The sequence below is a fragment of the Parendozoicomonas verongulae genome, assembly GCF_009711465.1.
Classification (GTDB): Bacteria; Pseudomonadota; Gammaproteobacteria; order Pseudomonadales; family Endozoicomonadaceae; genus Sansalvadorimonas; species Sansalvadorimonas verongulae.
Map to the genome: position 1 here is coordinate 5,580 of NZ_SMME01000756.1, position 1,014 is coordinate 6,593.

A 1,014-nucleotide genomic window follows, 5' to 3' on the forward strand; every position below is an offset into this window, starting at 1 on the left:
AACCTCCACTTTTTTCCACTGCAAGGGCTGACCAATGTAACGCTTTCCCCAGAAGAGCCGTACGCTCGGACAAGCTTCTCTCAGTTAGCGTTAATTCCTGGAAATTCCTGACACTGATACACAGGCAGGTTTCGAACCCTGAAAACAACGACGTTTCAAGTTGCAGCTCATCAAACGCCCTCCACTCCCCCATATCAATGAGAATGGCTGCTATACCCAGTTCGATTTCCATGTCGTCACAGGGGGTGTTCACCTGGCCTCCAGCCGCCTGAGTACGCAGGCGGGTAAATATGTCCAGAGCCTTTTGCAGGTTGTCCTTGCCCCCCATAAGCTGGAAGTGTCTACCCAGTGCTAACTCAACCTTCTTGTCACTAACGTTTGCCAGCCCCTTGGCTGCCCGGGTACGCAGTTGGGTAAAGATATCCAGGGCCGCTTTCAGGTTATCCGGAGCGCCCATAAACTGGAGGTGTCTGCCCAGTGTTAACTCGATATCCCTGTCATCACAGGGGGTATTCGCCTGCCCCCCAGCCGCCTGAGTGCGCAGCTGGGTAAAGATGTCCAGAGCTGCTCTCAGGTTATCCGGGCCTCCCGCGATCTGGAGGTGTCTCCCCAGTGCCAGCTTAATCTCTCTGTCATCACCGGGGGTATTCGCCCCTCGGATGCGTAACCGGGTATAGATTTCCAGGGCTGCTTCCAGATTATCCTTGCCTCCCATGCTCTGGAGTAGTCTGCCCAGAGCCAGTTCAATCTCCTTGTCATGACAAGGAGTGTTCGTCTGCCCTCTGGCCATTCGGCTGCGCAACTGGGTAAAGATATCCAGAGCCGCCTTCATATTATCCTTGCCGCCCATGAGCTGAAGGTGTCTGCCCAGAGCCAGTTCGATATCCTTATCATCACAGGGAGTATTCACCTGTCCCCCGGCTGCCTGGGTGCGCAGGCGGGTAAAGATATCCAGAGCCGCTTTCATATTATGCTTACCTCCTGTGAGCTGGAGATGCCTGCCCAGTGTTAACT

General features: G+C 54.4%; 1 protein-coding gene. It reads right to left on the minus strand.

What is annotated here, in order from left to right; all coding sequences use genetic code 11:
• Positions 1-967 (minus strand): hypothetical protein (locus E1189_RS05415; protein ID WP_196221226.1); only part of this gene is annotated, 967 nt, incomplete at its 3' end.
• Positions 968-1,014 lie beyond the last annotated feature (47 nt).